Origin of the sequence: Rhizobium sp. Leaf262 (assembly GCF_001422245.1) — a bacterium.
Taxonomy (GTDB): Bacteria; Pseudomonadota; Alphaproteobacteria; order Rhizobiales; family Rhizobiaceae; genus Agrobacterium.
The window spans coordinates 44457-60894 of record NZ_LMMM01000012.1; the positions used below are offsets into that span (position 1 = coordinate 44457).

Annotated in this window: 14 protein-coding genes; 2 read left to right on the forward strand and 12 right to left on the reverse strand. The window is 59.7% G+C overall.

Translation table 11 applies throughout. From position 1 onward, the window contains the following. Positions 1 to 9: 9 nt before the first annotated feature. The 8 genes from ASF29_RS11275 to ASF29_RS11310 form a co-directional block, all read right to left on the reverse strand. Positions 10 to 750 (reverse strand): HAD family hydrolase, encoded by a 741-nt coding sequence (locus ASF29_RS11275; protein ID WP_082453467.1) that lies wholly within the window; start codon positions 748 to 750, stop codon positions 10 to 12. Between the two features lie 2 nt (positions 751 to 752). Further along, positions 753 to 2069 carry a lipid IV(A) 3-deoxy-D-manno-octulosonic acid transferase gene (gene waaA / locus ASF29_RS11280; RefSeq protein WP_062450788.1) on the reverse strand — a complete coding sequence of 439 codons (1317 nt, stop codon included), beginning with the start codon at positions 2067 to 2069 and terminating at the stop codon, positions 753 to 755. A gap of 311 nt (positions 2070 to 2380) precedes the next feature. After that, the gene (locus tag ASF29_RS11285) at positions 2381 to 2617 is read right to left on the reverse strand and encodes a DUF4170 domain-containing protein (RefSeq protein WP_062450789.1); all 237 of its coding nucleotides are present in this window, start codon (positions 2615 to 2617) and stop codon (positions 2381 to 2383) included. A 66-nt stretch (positions 2618 to 2683) separates the two neighbouring features. Next, entirely contained in the window at positions 2684 to 3487 is an 804-nt protein-coding gene (locus tag ASF29_RS11290) for a 3'(2'),5'-bisphosphate nucleotidase CysQ (protein WP_062451023.1), read from the reverse strand. A gap of 96 nt (positions 3488 to 3583) precedes the next feature. Beyond that, positions 3584 to 4930, reverse strand: coding sequence for a TldD/PmbA family protein (locus ASF29_RS11295; RefSeq protein ID WP_062450790.1), 1347 nt, complete (start codon positions 4928 to 4930; stop codon positions 3584 to 3586). 90 nt (positions 4931 to 5020) lie between these two features. Further along, positions 5021 to 5851, reverse strand: coding sequence for a patatin-like phospholipase family protein (locus ASF29_RS11300; RefSeq protein ID WP_062451024.1), 831 nt, complete (start codon positions 5849 to 5851; stop codon positions 5021 to 5023). A gap of 199 nt (positions 5852 to 6050) precedes the next feature. Further along, complete coding sequence (rsmD, locus tag ASF29_RS11305) at positions 6051 to 6608, reverse strand: 16S rRNA (guanine(966)-N(2))-methyltransferase RsmD (protein ID WP_062450791.1); 558 nt, start codon at positions 6606 to 6608, stop codon at positions 6051 to 6053. Continuing rightward, positions 6589 to 8541 (reverse strand): pseudouridine synthase, encoded by a 1953-nt coding sequence (locus ASF29_RS11310; RefSeq protein WP_062450792.1) that lies wholly within the window; start codon positions 8539 to 8541, stop codon positions 6589 to 6591. The genes rsmD and ASF29_RS11310 overlap by 20 nt, the downstream gene beginning before the upstream one ends. Positions 8542 to 8613: 72 nt before the next feature. Between ASF29_RS11310 and ASF29_RS11315 the strand changes: the two genes are divergently transcribed. Further along, entirely contained in the window at positions 8614 to 9078 is a 465-nt protein-coding gene (locus ASF29_RS11315; RefSeq protein WP_062450793.1) for a nucleoside deaminase, read from the forward strand. A 174-nt stretch (positions 9079 to 9252) separates the two neighbouring features. Here the strand turns inward: ASF29_RS11315 and ASF29_RS11320 are convergent, their stop codons facing one another. The 4 genes from ASF29_RS11320 to ASF29_RS11335 form a co-directional block, all read right to left on the reverse strand. Next, positions 9253 to 9879: a hypothetical protein gene (locus ASF29_RS11320; RefSeq protein WP_062450794.1), complete on the reverse strand. Its 627-nt coding sequence runs from the start codon at positions 9877 to 9879 to the stop codon at positions 9253 to 9255. A 126-nt stretch (positions 9880 to 10005) separates the two neighbouring features. Continuing rightward, positions 10006 to 12960 (reverse strand): isoleucine--tRNA ligase, encoded by a 2955-nt coding sequence (gene ileS / locus ASF29_RS11325; protein WP_062451025.1) that lies wholly within the window; start codon positions 12958 to 12960, stop codon positions 10006 to 10008. A gap of 277 nt (positions 12961 to 13237) precedes the next feature. Next, a complete protein-coding gene (locus ASF29_RS11330) occupies positions 13238 to 14218 on the reverse strand; it encodes a bifunctional riboflavin kinase/FAD synthetase (RefSeq protein ID WP_062450795.1) in 981 nt (326 codons plus the stop codon). Positions 14219 to 14246: 28 nt separating this feature from the next. Then, entirely contained in the window at positions 14247 to 15095 is an 849-nt protein-coding gene (locus ASF29_RS11335) for a TIGR01459 family HAD-type hydrolase (RefSeq protein WP_062451026.1), read from the reverse strand. 212 nt (positions 15096 to 15307) lie between these two features. Between ASF29_RS11335 and ASF29_RS11340 the strand changes: the two genes are divergently transcribed. Continuing rightward, positions 15308 to 16417, forward strand: coding sequence for an acyltransferase (locus tag ASF29_RS11340; protein WP_062450796.1), 1110 nt, complete (start codon positions 15308 to 15310; stop codon positions 16415 to 16417). The last annotated feature ends 21 nt before the right edge of the window (positions 16418 to 16438 follow it).

The window sequence follows — 16438 nt, forward strand, 5'->3', positions numbered from 1 at the left end:
GGCAAGACCTCAGGGCGCAATGCGGGTGGGCAGCAGGCTTTCCAGCCCGGTGATATCGGCAAGACAGTAGTCGCAATCGCCGCCAAGGCTTTCTCTGGAACCCGTGCCGGTCAGCACGGCAACGCACAGACCGGCGCCTGCATTCCTGCCCATGTGAAGATCGTGATTGTTATCACCCACGACAGCGACGCGATCCGGTGACAGACCGATGGCGGCGCAGAAACCAAGGACCATGCCGGGCTGCGGCTTGGTACCATGGCCGCTGTCATACCCTGCGACGAAATCGAGATCGGTCTCGAAACCGAAGCGTTTGGCAAGCTGCCGGATCGACGCCTCATTGTCGCTGGATGCGATACCGAGGCGATAGCCCCTTGCCTTGAGCCTTGCAAACAGCGCCTTGAGATCGGTCACGGCAACCGATTGTCCGGCAGCTTCGGTGAACAGGCGGTCGAGACGGGCGGTCAGGTCGGCAATATCACAGGGTGAACCTGCCGCGACGAGCCCATGGGCGATCTGCGCGGTATTGCCGGCAGCAAGCAGGCTGTCGGCTTCGACATGCCCGGTTACGGGGTCCATGCCGCAGGCAAGGAGCAGGCGATCTGCCAACGCAGCATCTCCCTGCGAGGCGATCCGCGCAAGCTCCCGGTTAACGGGTCCCCAGCTCGCATCATAGCCGATCAGCGTTCCGTCCTTGTCGAACAGAATGGCCGCTATGGACGCGGGTGATCGGGCATCACTCCCCAACGGCACGATCAGCCAACCGCACTGCGAGGCTGCAGCTTCGCCGTCACCGTCAATGGATTGATATAGGGCTCCAACGCCTTGACCGTCGAAGACAGCGCACCGCGCATGTCCTGAATGACCTTGCCGCCGGCATCGATCATCTTATAGCGCTCATTGTCGTTGACGAGCAGGTAATGCACGGCCTTGGCCAGCATTTCGACGTCGCGAATGATGCGACCGCCGCCGGACCGCAGCAGTTTCTGATAGGCTTCGCGGAAATTTTGCACATGCGCGCCTGATAGCACCGCGCAGCCCAGCATGGCGGGCTCCAGCGGGTTCTGCCCGCCTTCCGCCATCAGCGAACGACCCACGAAAGCCAGTTCCGTCAGACGGAGATAAAGCCCCATCTCGCCGATGCTGTCGCCCAGAAAAATATCGGTCTGCGGGGTGATAGCGTCATTGCGGCTTCTGCGCGCCACGGTCAGGTTCATGCCCTTCAGCATGGTTTCGATGTCATCGGCGCGTTCTGGGTGACGTGGCACGATGATGGTCAGTTGCCCGTCACGCGATTTGATCGCGTTATGAACAGTGCCCGCAGCCTTTTCTTCGCCGTCGAAGGTCGAAATGGCGGCCCATGTCTTGCGATTGCCGATCTGTCGACGATAGGTGTCGAGAGCCGTGGCCTCGCATGGGGGCGGATCGGTGTCACCCTTCAAGTTGCCGGAAACGACGACAGGCCACGAACCCAGATCGCGGAACCGTTCGGCATCGACATCCGACTGCGCCACGACAAGAGCAAGCTTGCTGAACAGGGCTTCGGCAAAATCCGAGCGGCTGTGCCACCGACCGAAAGAGCGGTCAGAAAGGCGTGCATTGACGCGAATTTGCGGAATGTGGCGACGCTCGAGTTCCATCATCGTCACCGGCCATATCTCGGATTCGGCAGTGATGGCTGCGTCCGGCATCCAGTAGCTCAGGAACCGGTTTATGGAAATTTTGATGTCCAGCGGCACATATTGGTGAATGATGTCATCACCCAGACGTGTCTTGCTGAGCTCTGCCGAGGTGACGGTGCCGGTGGTCAAAAGAACGTGAATGTCGCGTTTGCGGATTTCGCGGATCAGTGGCACGAGGGCCAGGGTCTCCCCCACGCTTGCGGCATGAAACCAGACCAAAGGCCCCCGCGGGCGATCCGCGCTCGCATGGCCGAAACGCTCCATACGGCGGCGCTTGTCTTCCTTGCCCTTGGCGGAACGATACATCAGGTAGGGTCGGGCAAACGGGTAAGCGGCGACGCCAGCAATTCTGTAACCCGAAAGGGCGAAACGTGCGATACGGCTGTTCATGACATGCTGCCTTCGATCATTTCGCGCAATGCTTTCCCCTGTGATCCCTGCCGGAGCTTAACGCCACATATACGGATATACCCGCGCCGCTCTATCTTGTTGGTAAGACATCGGATCTTGCAAACCGCCCCGGCGGTGCGAGCTCGATGCTTGGAGGCCTACTTCGTATAAAAATGCGTCTTTTTTGTTTCAGGACAAAATCGATCTGCGAAAAAATGCACGTCCACCCCAGATGTTGTGCGTGCCCTAAGGGGACGCGCACAACCTTTTGCTCTGTCTGGTATAGTACAAAGGAAGTAGGAAAGCAGCGATTATTTGCTGTCAGGATCAAGTAGACGATGCATATGCACTATAAAATAACGCATATGGGCGTTATCCACAGTCTGCTGTGCCTTCGACTTCCACGCCGTCAGTGCCGATGCATAGTCGGGGAAGATACCGACAATATCGACGGCCTTCAGATCGCGAAACTGCACGTCCTGCAGATTTTCAAGTTCGCCGCCGAATACGAGGTGAAGAAGCTGTTTCTGGTCGCCCGCTGCAGTCATTTATCTCTTCTTTCTAATAGTCAATTGCCCGAAGAGCCCCTCATTTGCGGGATTTCAGTGGGAAAATCAACCTCTGTCAGACAGGTTGAGGGGTTGGAGCAGAACCGGCATGATGTGATCGGCAGCTGCACACAATTCCGGGTGCGTGACCTGACGGCGGTTATAGGTGAGCCGCGCTCCGTTGAGATCGACGAGGCTTCCGCCTGCCCTTTCCAGGATGAGATCGGCAGCTGCAAGGTCCCAGTCATGCGAATTGGCCTTGACGAGAGTACCGTCGATGCGCCCATCCGCCACCATCGCCAGTCGATAGGCAAGCGACGGCACATGCGGAATGCGGTGCACCCGTGCCTTCACCACCTGTGGCAGACGTGCAATCACATCTTCGGGAGCCGCGAGCCTTATCTCGTTCTCGCCCTCTGCGCTGACAGAAAGCGGTCGTCCGTTCTTCATGGCGGGGCCGACCGTCAGCGCGCTGAACTCTTCCTCGAAAGCGGGTGCGACCAATGCGGCGGCCACGGGTCTGCCATCATGGACCACGGCGACACTGACGCACCATGTGTCCTTGCCTCCGATGAAGGCGCGTGTCCCATCGATGGGATCGACGACGAACAGCGTCTCTTTCGACAGACGTTCCTCGTCATCGTCCGTTTCTTCGGACAGCCAGCCATAATCCGGCCGCGCCTTTCGAAGAACGCTTTCCAAGAGTTCGTTTGCGGCATAGTCGGCGGCACTGACGGGAGAATGACCCTTTTTCCACCACACCTCCGGGTCCTTGCGAAAGAACTGCAAGGCGACGCGGCCCGCCTGTCGGGCTGCGTCCAATATGAGGTCGAGGTCGGTGCGCCAGTCGCGTCCTGAAATATCGTTCATGGTATCGTCGTTTGTTGCGCGGCCCGTTGAAGACAGTTTTTCCATGCCTGAACATGCGCACGCCAAGCCAGCCAAATCAACCGCCGAATGGCGGTATCAGCGTCCCGCTATGGTCATGCCTTCTATGGCGAGCGTCGGTGAAGCCACACCATATTTGCGGTCTATGTCATCCGCAGGCGTGACCCGCATGAACATGCCCTTGAGGTTGGAGGCAATCGTAACCTCAGAGACCGGGAAGGTTTTTTCGCCATTCTCGATCCAGAAACCGCTCGCGCCGCAGCTATATTCACCCGTCAGCAGATTGGCGCCATGGCCGATCAGTTCGGTGACGTAAAAACCGGTGCCAACCTGGGCGATCAGATCCTGCGGTGAGATATCGCCCGGTTCCAGTGCCAGATTGGTGGAGGCCGGAGAGACCGACGTTCCGCCGCGCACTCCGCGTCCATTGGTTTCCAGACCGATTTCACGCGCCGTCGATGTCGAGAGGAACCAGTGCTTCAGCACGCCGTCCTCGATCATCACAAGCTTTTCACCGCGCACGCCTTCGCCATCGAAGGGTCGGGAGGATGGGCCGCGCACGATTTGCGGGTCGTCGGTGATGGACAGGCCCTTCTTCAGCACCTGCTGTCCCATCTTGTCGCGCAGAAAGCTGGTCTTGCGCGCAACCGATGCGCCATTGATGGCACCGGCGATGCTGCCGACGAAACCACGGGCGATGCGCGGATCGAACACGACCGTCACGTTGCTGCCGGTATCGACCTGACGTGGATTGACACGTTTGACCGCTTTTTCACCCGCACGGCGGCCGATGTCTTCAGGATTGTCGAGATCGGCGAAATAGAGACGGCTGTCGTATTCATAATCGCGCTCCATCTTGGTGCCTTCACCAGCAATGACGCTGACGGAGCGACCGAAGCGGCTGCCCATGTAACTGCCTGCAAAGCCATGCGAGGTGACCAGTACAAGGCCGCCCATGCCGCTGGAGGCCCCGGCACCCGAGGAATTGCTGACACCGGGCACAGCGAGCGCCGCTTCTTCTGCCGCCATCGCCGCCTCACGCAACTCATCGGCGGAGACTTCGGTCGGGTCGAAGAGTTGCAGGTCGTCATAGGAATTTGCCAGCCGGTTGCTGTCCGCAAGGCAGGCATAGGGGTCTTCAGGCGAAACCTTGGCCATGGCGACGGCGCGTTCGGCCAATGTCTTCAGGTCGAAACCGGGATTGGCCGAAACGCTGGCGACGCGCTTGCCCACGAAGACGCGCAGCGAGAAATCGTCGCTTTCGGAGGATTCCGTGCTTTCCACCTTGCCGAGCCGCACGCCGACGGATTGCGAGCGCGAGCGCACGATGACGGCGTCCGCCTCGTCCGCGCCTGCGCGGCGGGCCAGATCGACCAGTTCACTGGCGCGCTCGAGAAGCTTGGAGGAATCGATATCTGAGGACATGGGCTAAGCCTTTCGTTGACCTTCATTTATTGCGGCCCATCTGCCGCATCAAGGCCAAAGCCGCATTTCACCGGTAATTGAGCGAAATGCTTACGCGTCCACGCCGTGACCGCGATGATAAAGCTCCACCTGCATCTCGATCTGCCGTTTGAGATCGTCCTTACTGACCTGAGATTCGGCCAGGATTTCGTGCGCCTTGCGGAAATCCAGCACCTTGAAGCGGTTGACTGGAGGGCGCAGGAAAATGTGCGGCGGGTGCATGCGCAGCTTCAGGGAAATGACCGATTGCATCATCAACTGGCTGGCACCGAACAGGCTCTCGAAGCGGCTGGGCATTGTCGTGCCATCGCCTTCCGGCCCGCCGACGACATCCACCGCGATCACGATATCCGCCTTGTCCAGCAGATGATCGTAAGGAACGGGATTGAAAATGCCGCCATCGATCATGATCCGGTCATTCATGCGGATGGGCATGAACAGGGCGGGAATAGCGGAAGATGCAGCAAGCGCCTGCCTGAGATCGCCATCTTCGACGATGACTTCGGACTGCGCATAATAATCCGTCGCCGTGACCTTCAGCGGAATTTTCAGCCCTTCGAAGGTCTTAGGCATGGCCGATGGCAGGAGGGCATCGAGAACGAGTTCGAGATTAAACTGACCCAAACGGAAGCCGAAAACGGCGTGGCGCATGGAGGCTGGGCCAAGGCTCCAGAGCTTGTTGGCGACACTGCCCTTCTTGCCCATGAGTTCCAGCGTATATTCGCGGATATCGCGTCCGCTCATCCCGGCTGCCATGCCGGCACCTATGATGGAGCCGATGGAGGAGCCCGCAATGGCCGTCGGGCGAATGCCCAGTTCATCTAGGGCTTCGACCATGTTGATATGGCAGATGCCGCGTGCGCCACCGCCCCCCAGCGCCAGTGCAAATGTCGGATCACGGACTTGCGCTACGGAATTGTCTCTCGCTGCGTCCTTGCGTTTGCGCTTTTTGCCTGAGAGTTTCTTTTTCTTGTCAGCCAATGGCGCGGCCTCTCCTTCATGTCATGTGCCGTCCCGCTCTATGACACAAAGACGACAGGAGAGTGACGCGCAACACTTAGCCGCGCGTCACCGCCGTCACTCAAGGCTCGTAGCGATAGAAATGCATGATGGAATCGCCGAAGGTCCGGCTTTCCAGAAGCTTGAACGCCGGATCGACCGTAACCAGCACATCGGCGCGCTCTTCGAGAATGGCCAGTGCACCCGGCACCAGCCAACCGCCCAGATGAGCCGCCAAGAATGCTTTTTCGCCTTGCCCCTGCGCATAAGGCGGGTCTGCGAAGAGCATATCGAACGGCTCGATATTGTTGACGCTGCCAAGCTTAGTGGCATCACGGCGCAGAATGCGCGCACGACCATGCAGGCCGAGAGCATCGATGTTTTCCCACAGCAGACCCCTGCCCTCGACGCCGTTCTCAACGAACAGCGCCACGCGGCAGCCGCGTGACAGAGCCTCAAGCCCGACCGCACCGGTGCCCGCGAAAACATCGAGGATGCGCGTCCCATCCAGACTTTCCGGATAGGCGTGGCTCAGTATGTTGAAGAGGCTTTCCCGCGTACGGTCGATGGTGGGCCTGATTGTATTCGATTTCGGAGCGGCAAGAGACCTGCCGCGAAACTCACCGCCTACGATCCGCATTACGCGTCATTCCCCTGCCTCCAGAAGGTTTGCCACCTGGGCCTTTGCCGCCGGGACCGTTACCCGGGCCCTTGCGATCTCCGCCTTTACCGCCACCAGCAGGCCCCTTGCCGGAAAATCCGCCTTCGGAGCGCTCGCCGCGCGGTTTGCCGAATGCTGGCTTGCCGCCGAACCCACCCGGCTTACCACCGGACGGACGACCTTCACGCGGCTTGTCGCCAAAGGGTTTTGCGCCGCGTGGCTTATCACCGAACGGACGCTCACCGCGTGGACGGTCACCCTCTTCGCGCGGCTTGCGGTCACTGAAGGGGCGCTCGCTGCGGGCCGGACGGTCGCCGAAGGGCCGTTCCGCACGGGCGGGGCGATCACCAAATGAGCGTTCGCCGCGAGGACGGTCACTGCGCTCTGCATTATCGCGTGGCTTGCGGTCGCCGTAAGGGCGTTCGCTCCGTTCTCCTGTCCGGGCCGGGCGGTCGCCGCGATCCGGGCGTGCGCTGAAGGGACGGTCGCCACGGGGGCGATCACCATGGTCGCCTGCGTCACGCGGCTTGCGATCTCCAAAGGATTTCTCGCCACCTCGTTCGCCTCTGCCGCGACCACGGCTTTCGTCCTGCGCGGGCTTGTCTGCGCGTATCCATTCGCCATCGACGTCCCTATGTCTGACGATAGCGCGACGCGCATCGGCTTCTGCCGATGGCTTGAAGACGCTTTCGGCTTCGGCGCGCACGGACTTGCGCTCCTTGCCATCACGCGTTGGCTTGGCACCGGGGGCCATCCACACATTGGCGGTGCGGTTGCTGCCCATCTGCGGACGCTTTGGACGGTCGTCGTCGCGCTCGTCATCGCGGCTCTTTGCAAAAGGCTTGCCGGGACGCTTCGCATCGGGCTTGCCTTGCGCGCGGTCACGCGGATTGTCGCGCTTTTCCGCAAAATTGCCGCCACGCGGGTTCTGCTCGGCATCGCCGCGCTTGGTCCATTCGGACTTTACGGGACGCTGGGCTGGAGCTTCGTCGTCTTCGGTAACGGCATCGTAGATCGGCGCATCGAAATTGGCCCCGGCAGCTTCGATGAGGCGCGGGCCGAGCTGATCGCGCAGCATACGACCGCGCACTTCCACCACCTGGCTTTCCGGCAGGTCACCCAGCTGGAACGGACCATAGGAAATGCGGATCAGGCGGTTGACCTCAAGGCCGATGGCGCCCAGCACGTTCTTGATCTCACGGTTCTTGCCTTCGCGAAGACCCATGGTGATCCAGACATTGTGGCCCTGGGTGCGATCCAGCGTGGCTTCGATGGCACCGTAGAGAACGCCATCGACGGCAATGCCGTCTTTCAGCTTGTCGAGTGCGGCCTGGTCCACCTCACCATAGGCGCGCACGCGGTAACGGCGTAGCCAGCCGGTGGTCGGCAGTTCGAGAACGCGCGACAGGCCGCCGTCATTGGTCAGCAACAACAGGCCTTCGGTGTTGATATCCAGACGTCCGATGGACAGGACACGCGGGAGTTCCTTGGGCAGATTGTCGAAAACCGTGGGGCGACCCTCGGGATCGGAATTGGTCGTCACCAGACCTGATGGCTTGTGGTAGAGCCACAGCCGCGTGCGCTCCGCACCGCGGATCGGCGCGCCATCGACCTCGATCTTGTCATCGAGGGTGGCGTTGACCGCAGGGCTTTCCAGCTTGACGCCGTTCAGCGAAACGCGACCTTCCATGATCATGCGCTCCACATCGCGGCGCGAGGCCACGCCCGCACGGGCCATGATTTTGGAGATGCGCTCTGGCTTGGCAGGTGCCGTCTCACTCACGACAGTCTCGGCCTTTGCGGCAAATGGCTTCTTTTCGCGCGCCGCATCAGGCTTTGCCGAAGATGTCGGCTTCCTGTCACGGTCGAATGTTTTGCCGCCAGCGCGCTTCGGCTTGTCTTTGAATGTCATTTGTTGTTTGCCTGTTGTTTGCCGTGTCCTATCAGGTCACGCGGCACTGGTTAAGAGGAAATTGCACTGACGATGGCGGAAACGACGCATTTCATGGACCTGGCGCTCGCCGAAGCACAGGCAGCAGCCTTACGAAACGAGGTGCCGATCGGTGCCGTGCTGGTGCTGGATGGGCGCGTGATCGCGCGTTCGGGCAACAGAACCCGCGAACTGAACGACGTGACCGCCCATGCCGAAATCGCTGTAATCCGCATGGCCTGCGAAGAACTGGGGCAGGAACGGCTTCCCGGCGCAGACCTTTATGTGACCCTGGAGCCCTGCACCATGTGTGCCGCCGCCATATCCTTTGCCCGCATCCGCCGCCTCTATTATGGCGCCAATGACGTGAAGGGTGGTGCGGTGGAAAGCGGCGTGCGTTTTTTCAACCAGCCGACATGCCACCATGCCCCGGAGGTCTATTCCGGCATGGCGGAGGTGGAGAGTGCGGAGATCTTGCGCGGGTTTTTTCAGGGGAAGCGGAATGATGATGGTGTGTAAGGTGGGTTGGAGCGGATGCGACGCTCGCCTCACATTCAACGTCACCCTCGGGCTTGTCCCGAGGGTCTACCCACGTTCGACGTAGGGGTCCGTCAGATCCTCGGGACAAGCCCGAGGATGACGGAGGTAGCGGTGTGGGCTTACAAAAAAGAACGCACAGCCGCCAATCAACTCTTACTGGAACGGGTTCCACCAGCTTTTGCCGGTGCCCGCGAGCGCGGCATTCTTCTTGCGCTCTTTTTCCTTCTTGGCCTCCGGTGTGCCGAGATCCGTCAGTTGGTCCTGAGGAACGCTACGATATTCTACCGGCGGATCGGTCAGGAATTTGCGCTGATTGCTGTTGACGATGGTGCCGCCCTGCGCGTCGGCCTTGGCCTTGCGAAAGGCTTCCCATTTCTGGCTTTCGGTCATCTGGCCATTGGTGCCGTTACCTGCCAGAAGCGGCGAACGATAGTGCGGGTTGTCGCGGTTTTCGTCGGCTTCCTTGCGCAGGCGTTCACGCGCTTCTTCCGGCGTTTCCGGCCATTGCGGGTTCGTTTCCCTGTTGGCAAGGCTCTGCTGCGGCTGCGCAAGCTGTTCGCCACGCGCCTGAGCAGGCACGACGAGGCCCGGACGGGGATTGTATTTCACACTGCGCTTGGACTGATCGCCGGTAATGGACGTCGCATTACCAAGGTCGTCTACCAATTGCTCAGCAGCAGTCTTGCCCGTGCCATAGGTCGGGCTGGTGCACGCACTCAAAGCCAGGCTGACAGATATTACGCCCGCAATGGTGCCGTACATGCGAAAACTCTGCGTCATACTCTTTGAAACCCTTCCGCCCTAGTCGTCCCGACGACCGCCAGCCCGCATTGATGCTAAAATCCGGCCAATTTCAGGCAGGTTTACCGGATGAACGGCCAAAGTGCAATTCATCCGGTACTTTTCTTAATGGACCACACCCAGCTCTCGCAGCGCGACGGCATCACGCGCCGATACGTCCGGAAACGCAGGATCGGAGCCGACATCGGTGGTGATGCGCCATGAGCGAGCGCATTTGCGGCCTTCGGCGAGCTTCTGCTCGACCGATACCTTCTGCACTTCGCTCAGACGGAAGGCATCCGCCCGACCTTCGCCTGCCACAACCGAGATGGCGGAAGTGATGCAGATTTCAGCGAAATCCTGACCTTCGAGTGCAGCCAGCAGTTCAGGATCGGCCACATGCACCACGGGTGCTGCTTCCAGCGAGGAGCCGATGCGCTTTTCGCGGCGCTCTACTTCCAGAGCGCCGGTTACGACAGTGCGCACCTTGCGGATCTTGTCCCACTTGGCTTCCAGCGCCTCGTTCTTCCATTCCGAAGGCACTTCCGGGAACTGAACCAGATGCACCGATTCCGCATCGGGGTAACGCGAAAGCCATGCCTCTTCCGTCGTGAACGGCAGCATAGGGGCAAGCCAGGTGACGAGGCAATCGAACAGCTTTGCGATGACCGACAGCGAGGCACGACGCTTCAGCGACGACGGGGCGTCGCAATAGAGCGCATCCTTGCGGATATCGAAGTAGAAGGCCGACAGCTCGACATTGGCGAAATCGATCAGCGCGCGGGTGATCTTCTTGAAGTCGAAGGCATCGTAACCGTCACGCACGACCTGATCCAGCTCGGACAGGCGGTGCAGCACCAGCTGTTCAAGCTCCGGCAGATCGGCATAGGCGATCTCTTCGCCCTTGTCGTGCGCCAGTGTGCCCAGCATCCAGCGGATGGTGTTGCGCAGCTTGCGATAGGCATCGATGTTGGTCTGGATGATGGCATTGCCCAGACGCTGATCTTCCCAGTAATCCGTGGTCATGACCCACAGACGCAGGATATCCGCGCCGGACTCCTTCATCACGTCCTGCGGAGCCACGACGTTGCCGAGCGACTTGGACTGCTTGCGGCCCTGCTCGTCCATGGTGAAACCGTGGGTGACGACGGCGTTGTAAGGCGCACGGCCACGCGTCGCGCAGCTTTCCAGCAGCGACGAGTGGAACCAGCCGCGATGCTGGTCGGAGCCTTCCAGATAGACGTCCGCTGGCCATTTCAGGTCAGGGCGATCTTCCAGCGTGAAGGTGTGCGTGCAGCCCGAGTCGAACCAGACGTCGAGGATATCGCGCACCTGATGCCACTTGGCATGATCGTGATCGTTGCCGAGGAAGCGTTCCTTGGCACCATCCGCAAACCAGGCATCGGCACCTTCGGCCTCGAAGGCTTCCAGAATGCGGGCATTGACGGCCTCGTCCAGCAGCACTTCGCCCTTTTCATCGGCAAAGACAGCGATAGGCACACCCCAGGCGCGCTGGCGCGATAGCACCCAATCCGGGCGGTTTTCGATCATGGCGCGCAGACGGTTCTGGCCAGCGGCTGGCACGAAACGGGTATCGTCGATGGCCGAAAGCGAACGCGAGCGCAGGGTGGTGCCATCGCCCAGTTCCTTGTCCATATAGACGAACCATTGCGGCGTGTTGCGGAAGATGACCGGCTTCTTGGAGCGCCAGCTATGGGGATAGCTGTGCTTCAGGCGGCCACGGGCAAACAGGTTGTTGGCCACGATCAGCGCCTTGATCACACGCTCATTGGCATCACCCTTCTTGCCGTTATCGTCCATCACGCGGGCAGCGCCGCCTTCGGCAGATGGGCCGAAACCGGGGGCATCTTCGGTGTAGAAGCCGTCATCGCCAACGGTGAAGGGGATTTTGGACGAGATGCCGCGTGCTTCCAGATCGCGCGCCTGAGACATCCACGCGTCAAAGTCCTCACGACCATGACCGGGAGCCGTGTGCACGAAGCCGGTACCCGCGTCATCGGTGACGTGATCGCCATCAAGGACAGGGACCTGAAACGAGTAAGGTGCGTCGTTCCAATTTTCTGGATACGCGAACAAAGGATGGAAGCACGTCATGCCGTAAAGAGCTGACGCTTTGACATCCCTCAGTCGCTTGAACTCAAGCTTTGCCTTATTGAAGCATTCCTCAGCAAGACTATCAGCCAAGATTAGCTTTTCACCAGGGCGTGGCCCGAAATCGTTGGCTGCTGCGGTAACCTCGTACAGACCATAGGAGATTTTTGACGAATACGAGATCGCGCGATTACCCGGTATTGTCCAAGGCGTTGTTGTCCATATGACGATACTCGCCGACTTGAAGTCGTCCGGGTTATCACCACCTTCACCGACTGTGCCGCCAGCAGACCGAACCGGGAACTTCACCCAGATCGTGTCGCTTTCAACGTCGTGGTACTCAACCTCGGCCTCAGCCAAAGCCGTGCGCTCGACAACCGACCACATGACTGGTTTCGACCCTCGATAAAGCTGGCCGCTCTTGGCGATCTTCAGCAGTTCGCCAGCGATGCGGGCTTCCGAGTGGAAGTTCATGGTCGTGTAGGGCTGTTCGAAATCGCCCTCGATGCCGAGGCGCTTGAATTCGGCGGATTGCTTTTCGATCCAGCCAGCCGCGAACTCACGGCATTCCTGCCGGAATTCGTTGATCGGAACCTCGTCCTTGTTCTTGCCCTTGGCGCGATAGGCTTCCTCGATCTTCCACTCGATGGGAAGGCCGTGGCAATCCCAGCCGGGGACGTAGTTGGCGTCGAAACCGCGCATCTGGAAAGAGCGGGTGATGACGTCTTTCAGGATTTTGTTCAGCGCGTGGCCGATGTGGATGTTGCCGTTGGCATAGGGAGGGCCATCATGCAGCACGAATTTTTCGCGGCCGGCGGCTGAAGCGCGCAGCTTCTTGTAAAGCCCCATCTGCTGCCAGCGGGCAACCGTTTCCGGTTCCTTCTGGGGCAGACCGGCGCGCATGGGAAAATCCGTCTGCGGCAGATACAGCGTGGTGGAATAATCGATTGTCTGTGCGGTGTCGTTCATGATCATACCGTTATGCGGCGTGCCCGAAATTGCCAAAGAATTTCAGGGTTGCGCCGTCTTGAGTGCAAGAGGGGCAAAGCGGAGAGGCGCTTGCGGCAAGCGCCGAAATCCCGGACCTTTCGGCTGCTTACTGCGCGCGAAAGGCCGGGCCAATAATTCGGGAAATGAACGTCAACCGAAATTGGTACATGGCGGTTGTTTATGCGTTTTTCCCGCAAAAAGGAAGAGGTTTGTCGGTTTGAATGCGCATGTCTGTCGCCAAATCCGACACCAACCATCAAAATGCGATTTTCGCGTCCAGCTCGCTGAGCGGCGTGACGCCTGACAGCAGCGCCCTCGCCTCTTCCTCATCCCGCTTGATCTGCGCCACCAGCGGCTCCAGCCCATCGAATTTCAGCTCGTCCCGTAGATGGCCGAAAAAGGACACGGCGCAGATTTCGCCGTAGAGATCGCCGGAGAAATCGAAGAGGAAGGTTTCGAGAAGGGCCGCGCCGTTGTCGGTGACGGTGGGGCGGTAGCCGAAGCTGGCAACGCCATCATAAAGCATGCCATCGGGGCGGCGAAAGCGGACGGCGTAGATGCCGGGCTTCAGCTCCGTTTCCGGCGGCAGCGCCATGTTGGCAGTGGGGTAGCCCAGCGTACGACCGAGCTTCTGCCCGCCGATGACTTCGGCCTCGACCGTGTAACGATAACCCAACAGGCCAGCGGCACCGGCGACATCGCCCTGCGACAGTAATTCCCGGATGCGGCTGGAGGAGACGATTTCCGCACCCTCGTCGCGGAAGGAATCGATCAGCATGACATCGAAGCCATGCTTTTTCCCCGCCGCCATGAGATATGCCGGACCGCCTTCGCGGCCCTTGCCGAAGTGGAAATCCACGCCGGTGACGACAGCACTCGCACCCAACCAGTCGACCAGAATGGATTTGACAAAATCTTCCGCAGATCGCTGCGAGAAATCCCGGTCGAACGGGTATTCGATGACGGAGTTGAACCCTTCCGCTTCCAAAACCCGCGCCTTAACGGATGCGGGCGTGAGCCGGAAAACCGGCGTTTCGGGGCGAAACACTGTGCGCGGATGCGGCTCGAATGTCAGGACAAGGGCTGGAACGTTGCGGGATGCGGCGAGCTCCAGCGCATGGTCCAGCACGGCGCGATGGCCACGGTGCACGCCATCGAAATTGCCAATGGCGATGACGCCGCCCTTCAGGTTTTCGGGCAGCAGCTCCTTTTTTTCATTGCGGTGAAAAACGGTCATGGGCGAACTCTATGCTGGTGCCACACGGTTAGGCAAGACGCGGCATCCACCAGCCGGGGGCTGCATTTTGGCCTTTCAGATAGGCGTTCATCAAGGCCTCGTCCGTCTCGCCGTTCAGCGTATATTCCGCCGCATGAATGCCGCCGCTGACATACAGCAACTGAAGACCGGCATTGATGGCACCCTTGACGTCGGTCGGCATGCCATCGCCGATGGCCAGCACGCGATCCTTGGCAAAATCGCCGCGTACTTCCTTGGCCGCAACCAGGCAGGCCTCGTAGATCGGTGCATGCGGTTTGCCCGCGATGCGGACCTCGCCACCCAGTTGCTCGTAATAAGCGGCCACAGCACCGGCACAGGGAATGATACGCTCGCCGCGCTCCACCACCAGATCGGGGTTTGCGCAGATCATCGGCACACCGCGGGCAACGAAGCCCTTGAGCATATCGGTATAGTCTTCCGGCGTTTCGGTTTCGTCATCGAAAAAGCCGGTGCAGACTACCACAGTCGCTTCCGCTTCCGGTGCGACCTCGACATCGAGACCTTCCAGCAGCGGCAAGTCGCGCTCTGGTCCCAGAAGGAAGACCTTTTTCGGTCCCTGCGCAATCAGCTCACGCGTGACATCGCCCGAGGTGATGATCCGGTCATAGGCGCTATCGGGAACGCCCAGCGCCCGCAACTGTGGGATGACGCCATTCGACGGGCGTGGAGAATTGGTGATGAGCACGACCGTCTTGCCGGCCTTGCGTGCCGCTTCCAGCGCGACCGACGCCTGCGGAAACGCCGAAACGCCGTTGTGCAGCACACCCCAGACATCCGACAAAACGACGTCGAACCGATCTGTGATTTCGCCAAGGGTGGAAATGCGGTGGGCCATGAGCTGCTTCCAGACTTTCAAAAATGCCAGATTTTGCAAAAACGCTTGGGCGTGACATGGCAAACCGGCAGGCCGATTACAAGCAAAAAGGTGTCCCGCGAACCGGCAACCAGATCGCCGAGTTCGCCTTTTTGCACTGCAACATGTTGTGATCGCACGCCTGACGTGTTTTTATAGGGGTGGGGCTGGCTTACTCAACCGAGGAGCCATCGATGAAGAGAATTGACCAGCTCGAGGGTCTTCGCGGTCTTCTGGCCGCATGGGTTGTTCTGGTTCACCTGCTGCCCGCAGCCGGTATCGACCCAGACAGCATGGGTGCGCTGAAACCCCTGATCAACGAGAAAATCCGCGTGCAAATCTTCTGCATCATGAGCGGTTTCGTGATTTTCGTCATGATGTCCTCTCTATCGGAAGACTATTCGACTTATATCACGCGGCGCATCAAACGCATTTATCCCGTCTATATTTTCGCGTTTTTCCTGTCGATTGCCTTTGCCTGGGTGGCTTATCAAGCGCTGCACACAGCCGATTTCCAAAGCGTGCGCAATGCGGGCCGCATCGCCATTCTCAACCGCAGTTTCGAGAACTGGGAAATGAACGCGCTTGCCCATATGACCATGCTGCATGGCATCATTCCCGATAGCTGGCTGCCGCTCGGTGCCTATGCGTTTCTGGGTCAGGCCTGGAATATTTCCACCGAGTTCCAGTTCTACCTGATTGCGCCGCTGGCGTTCTGGTGCCTCCACCATTCCAGCAACATCGTGCGCGTCGGCTTCCTTGCGGCCTCCGTTGTCGGCGTCTGGTATTTCCGCCATTGGCCCAATGGGGCAATCCTCGCCAACTACGCCATCTATTTTGCGGCAGGCATTGCAAGCTATTATCTCTGGAAGATGCGTTGGGACGACCAGCCCTTCATGTCGCCGCCTGTGGTTTTGCCTCTGGCCGCCATTGTCGGTTATTTCGATCTGGCCATCGGCGCCTGGATTTTCGTCTTCACCAGCGCCATCATGGTGCGCGACAAGGGCCGCAAGAAGGGTTTCGTGGCGATGTTTCTGGAGCATCCCGCCATGATGTTCCTCGGCACGGTCTCCTACTCGCTCTATCTGCTGCACATGATCCCGCTTTATGGCTGGATGTATGTGCTGAACGATCAGGGTTTCAGCCAAGGCACCTATTTCGCCATGCTGGCGGCGCTGACCTTCGCCACGGCCATCCCCTTCTCTTACCTCGCGCATAAATATGTGGAGCGGCCGTTCTACCGATCGAAGACGCACCGCACACCGTCTGTAGCAACGATGCGGCCTGCTGTCGAAGGCAAGTAATCAGATGTGCCGCCACCTCAT

Excerpts from the sequence above, each read along its gene's own strand:
- waaA (WP_062450788.1), bottom strand. The coding sequence starts at position 2,069 with ATGAACAGCCGTATCGCACGTTTCGCCCTTTCGGGTTACAGAATTGCT.
- ASF29_RS11285 (WP_062450789.1), bottom strand. The coding sequence starts at position 2,617 with ATGACTGCAGCGGGCGACCAGAAACAGCTTCTTCACCTCGTATTCGGC.
- ASF29_RS11290 (WP_062451023.1), bottom strand. The coding sequence starts at position 3,487 with ATGAACGATATTTCAGGACGCGACTGGCGCACCGACCTCGACCTCATA.
- ASF29_RS11295 (WP_062450790.1), bottom strand. The coding sequence starts at position 4,930 with ATGTCCTCAGATATCGATTCCTCCAAGCTTCTCGAGCGCGCCAGTGAA.
- rsmD (WP_062450791.1), bottom strand. The coding sequence starts at position 6,608 with ATGCGGATCGTAGGCGGTGAGTTTCGCGGCAGGTCTCTTGCCGCTCCG.
- ASF29_RS11310 (WP_062450792.1), bottom strand. The coding sequence starts at position 8,541 with ATGACATTCAAAGACAAGCCGAAGCGCGCTGGCGGCAAAACATTCGAC.
- ASF29_RS11315 (WP_062450793.1), top strand. The coding sequence starts at position 8,614 with ATGGCGGAAACGACGCATTTCATGGACCTGGCGCTCGCCGAAGCACAG.
- ASF29_RS11320 (WP_062450794.1), bottom strand. The coding sequence starts at position 9,879 with ATGACGCAGAGTTTTCGCATGTACGGCACCATTGCGGGCGTAATATCT.
- ileS (WP_062451025.1), bottom strand. The coding sequence starts at position 12,960 with ATGAACGACACCGCACAGACAATCGATTATTCCACCACGCTGTATCTG.
- ASF29_RS11330 (WP_062450795.1), bottom strand. The coding sequence starts at position 14,218 with ATGACCGTTTTTCACCGCAATGAAAAAAAGGAGCTGCTGCCCGAAAAC.
- ASF29_RS11335 (WP_062451026.1), bottom strand. The coding sequence starts at position 15,095 with ATGGCCCACCGCATTTCCACCCTTGGCGAAATCACAGATCGGTTCGAC.
- ASF29_RS11340 (WP_062450796.1), top strand. The coding sequence starts at position 15,308 with ATGAAGAGAATTGACCAGCTCGAGGGTCTTCGCGGTCTTCTGGCCGCA.